This is a genomic window from Kitasatospora sp. NPDC127111, from assembly GCF_042677465.1.
Taxonomy (GTDB): domain Bacteria; phylum Actinomycetota; class Actinomycetes; order Streptomycetales; family Streptomycetaceae; genus Kitasatospora.
The window spans coordinates 30,975-34,520 of record NZ_JBHXTG010000040.1 but is presented as its reverse complement, the minus strand read 5'-3'; the positions used below and the strand labels follow the sequence as shown (position 1 = coordinate 34,520).

Sequence of the window (3,546 nt, the reverse complement as noted above, 5' to 3'; positions counted from 1 at the left end):
ATCGTCGACCCGGCCAACGGACACCTGGTGACCTTCGTCCGTGACACCGCCAACCACCTGTGGTCCGTCGACCCCCAGGGCGAAGGCTGGCACGACTACGGCGCATTCGCCGCGGGCGACCCCGTCCCGGTGACCAACCCCAACGACGGCCACACCGTTGTCTACGTCAACGGCCCGGACAACCGGCTCTACTCGATCGACCGCATCAGCGGCAGGCAGGTCCGGTTCGACCCGACCACCTCGGGCACCGTCATGGCCCCCGGCTCCGCCCCGGTGACCGTCGTCGACCCCGCCAACGGGCACTTCACCACCTTCATCCGCGACACCGCCAACCACCTGTGGTCCGTCGACCCGCTCGGCCCCGGCTGGCGCGACTGGGGCGCCAAGGCCGCCACCGACCCCTTCGCCATCGTCAACCCCGCCGACAACCACGCCCTGATTTACCTCAACGGACCCAACAACCAGCTCCACTCCCTCGACTACACCACCAGCACCTGGACCCCCTTCATCGCCACCCCCGCCGGCACCGTCCTCGCCACCGACACCAGCCCCCACACGGTCGTCGACCCCACCACCGGGCACCTGATCACCTTCGTCCGCGACACCAACAACACCCTGTGGTCCGTCGACCCGGGCCTCCCCAGCTCCCCCTGGTTCCGCTACGAAGGCGGCCCCTCCGCACCATGACCCACAGATAGGTCCCCTTGGCACAGAAGGACCGGCCCTGCAACAAGCTGGGCCGGTCCTTCTGTACTGGTGGCCTACCGACAGACGAGGAGCCGGGTGGCGGGGGAGTACCGCTCTGCCACCCGCATGCTCAGGCCTTCACACGAGCGCGGCAGCCTCATAGCCGGGAGGCGAGGCACTGGCGACCGACGACCGGTGCACGGAGTGCGGTACCGGCAGTACCAGAGATGTCTGCCGAGCAGCGAGCGTCCCTGCGCCGTCAACAGCAACTCATGCGGCTGAATCCACGCCGAGTGGTACCTGCCAGCGCTGTGTCTGCCGACCAGACTGCACACCGAGGTTGACCAACTTGATCGACCAGTCGATGGGCCACCAGGAGCGCCGCCCGCGTCCCGTTCCAACTTGTCCCTATGCAGCACGCGGACGCTGAGGGGCATCAGCGGATGAGCTGTCCCGCCTCCGCCGGACGCCTGCAGTGCCGCTCAAGAAGGCCAGCATGGGAGCGATCCTCGTCTGCCGCTCGCCGACCCCGCACCCAGTCCCGTCGGTCCGGCGAAGATCTGCACCCAGCACACCATCACGATCGCCCCCGAGGCCGGAGCCCAGCACCACTAAGCCCTGGCCTACGGCAGTCCGGACTGGCAACGCGTGTACTTCAGGCTCCGCAACAGCGTCGAGCACTTCAACGGATACGCGAAAGACCCGATCAGCGAGGCCATCGAGCTCTCCGGTCGGCGACGCATCCGGGGCATCGCCGCCCAACCCTCCCCTCCTGGCGTTCCAGCTCGCCCACGCCAACAGAAGGAAGATCGACCGCTGGCTCGAGACCCTCCCCGTCGACGACCAGCCACCACGCCGTCGACCAACCCGACGGCGCAAAACCAAGCCTCTCGGCACCTGGATTCCCACCAGCCACCTCGAACAAGCGGTCTGAGGCAACACCGGAACGGCCAACCAGGCCCTGGCCTGCCCACAAGCGGCCACAGCACCCCTAAGCAGGCGGGACGCTCCTGCTTCATCGGCACGAACGCCGAAAACGGTGCTTCCCTCAGCGACTTCCGTCACTGTGGGAAGCACCGTCTCATCGGTACTTCATTGTGCGCGAGGGGGGAGTTGAACCCCCACGCCCTTTCGGGCACTGGAACCTGAATCCAGCGCGTCTGCCTATTCCGCCACCCGCGCATCTGGGTGATGGGGAAAAGCTTAGCGCATGCGCGGGGGTGCTTCGGACCAGGTGGGTGGGGGTGGGTGGATCAGCCGGTGATGCGGTCGAGGATCCAGTCGATCAGGACGGGCGAGATGTGGCTGTGCTCGGTGTTGTCGGTGTCGAAGGCGACCTCGTCGAGGTGGCCGTCGGCGAGGTCGGCGTCGGTGATGGAGAGGGTCGGGTTGACGGGCCACTGCACCGGGTCGAAGTTCAGCGCCGCCGCGCTGACGGCCGGCACGAAGGTGCCGCTGCGGTGGTCGTCGGCGATCTTGGCCTTCAGGGCGTCGGCGACCTTGCCGAAGGAGTCCATGGTGCCGCCGGGCGCGCTGTCGAGCGCCGGGACCTCGGTGGTGGTGGAGCGGCGGAGCGCGAGACCGAGGTGCATGCCGCCGATCCGCTGCTTCTCGCCCCGCTCGGGCTGGAAGCGGGCGGTCGCGCTGGCGATCAGGGCCTGCCAGTCGAACGCCACCTCGCCGGCGGGCAGCGGGAGGCCGATGCCGTCGCGCCGCCCGTTGGAGACGCCGAGCAGGCGGGGGCGGCGGGGGAAGTTGCCGACCCGCGCGAGGTCGTCGAGGAACTCCTTCCGGAGCGGGCTGGACGTGGCCACTGGGCCCGAGTACTTGGAGTTCTCCACCCAGGCCCAGAGCAGCTGCTGGGCGGCCTCGCTGCGGATCAGGTCGGCCTGCTTGGCCCCGGACGGCCCCGGCGGGGTGAAGTCCTCGAAGAAGTAGGCCATCTGCTGGAGGATCAGCGGGATCCAGGCGCCGTTGTGCGGGGAGTCGTACGAGAGGTAGGTGGCGGTCTGGTGGTCGATCCCGTCGCTCTCCATCTTGGCGAGCGCGTAGCGGGTGACGATACCGCCCATGCTCACACCGCCCACGGTCAGCGGCGCGTCGCCGACCCGCTCGGCGACCGCGCGCATGACGGCGGCGGTCACCGTCTCGGCGTTGGTCTGGATGCGGGTGTGCCGCTCGTCGAAGCCGATCAGGATGACGTCGATGCCGTGCTGACGCAGCTGGTCGAAGAAGCCGGGCTTGCCGTCGTACGGGGTGTTGAAGTACCCGAACAGGCCGGGGAGGTCGCTCGGGCCGTAGTTGAAGCCATCGGCGAAGAGGAACGGCCGCTTGAGGCCGAACTTCGGGTTCGCGAGGTAGACGGCCGCCTCACCGTAGGGGAGCTCCCAGGTGATGTCGGGGTCGCGACGGGCGTCGCCCTCGGCGGCCCTGGGGGTGGTGAACCAGACCTCCGGGGAGAGGGAGGCCCCCAGCTCGGCCAGTTCGGCCTCGCTGGGCTGGCTCTCGCCACCCTTGAGGGTCAGGTCGACGTCGATCCGTGCTTCCTGCGCCATGCGTAACCACCTCTGTCGTTGCGAACAGGGATCATTCGTGCGCGCAGAGTGAAGGTATCGGTTCGGTTACGGAGATCGCCAGGGTGAGGCGGCAGGTGGTCGGAAGTGTTCGCGTTCGACCGATATCGACTGGAGTTGACGGCTCAGGAGGGGAGCGGGAAGTCCCCGGACCGGATGCCGGCGAGGAAGGAGTCCCAGGAGGTGGCGGGGAAGAGGAGGGCCGGGCCGGCGGGGTCCTTGGAGTCACGCACCGGGACGAGGCTGACGGATCCGAGGGCCACCTCGATGCAGTCGCCGCCGTTGC

General features: G+C 68.6%; 3 protein-coding genes and 1 tRNA gene. 1 reads left to right on the top strand and 3 read right to left on the bottom strand.

Annotation, left to right across the window (positions count from 1 at the left end; translation table 11 throughout):
- Positions 1-687: hypothetical protein (locus ACFVHB_RS23390; protein ID WP_380325482.1), on the top strand; the 687-nt coding region annotated here is incomplete at its 5' end.
- 1,098 nt (positions 688-1,785) lie between these two features.
- On the opposite strand, the gene ACFVHB_RS23385 is transcribed toward ACFVHB_RS23390, so the two are convergent.
- The 3 genes from ACFVHB_RS23385 to ACFVHB_RS23375 all read right to left on the bottom strand — a co-directional run.
- Positions 1,786-1,869: transfer RNA gene (locus tag ACFVHB_RS23385), tRNA-Leu, on the bottom strand.
- A gap of 71 nt (positions 1,870-1,940) precedes the next feature.
- A complete protein-coding gene (locus tag ACFVHB_RS23380) occupies positions 1,941-3,242 on the bottom strand; it encodes an esterase/lipase family protein (protein WP_380325479.1) in 1,302 nt (433 codons plus the stop codon).
- A gap of 143 nt (positions 3,243-3,385) precedes the next feature.
- Positions 3,386-3,546 (bottom strand): DUF397 domain-containing protein (locus tag ACFVHB_RS23375; RefSeq protein WP_380325575.1); only part of this gene is annotated, 161 nt, incomplete at its 5' end.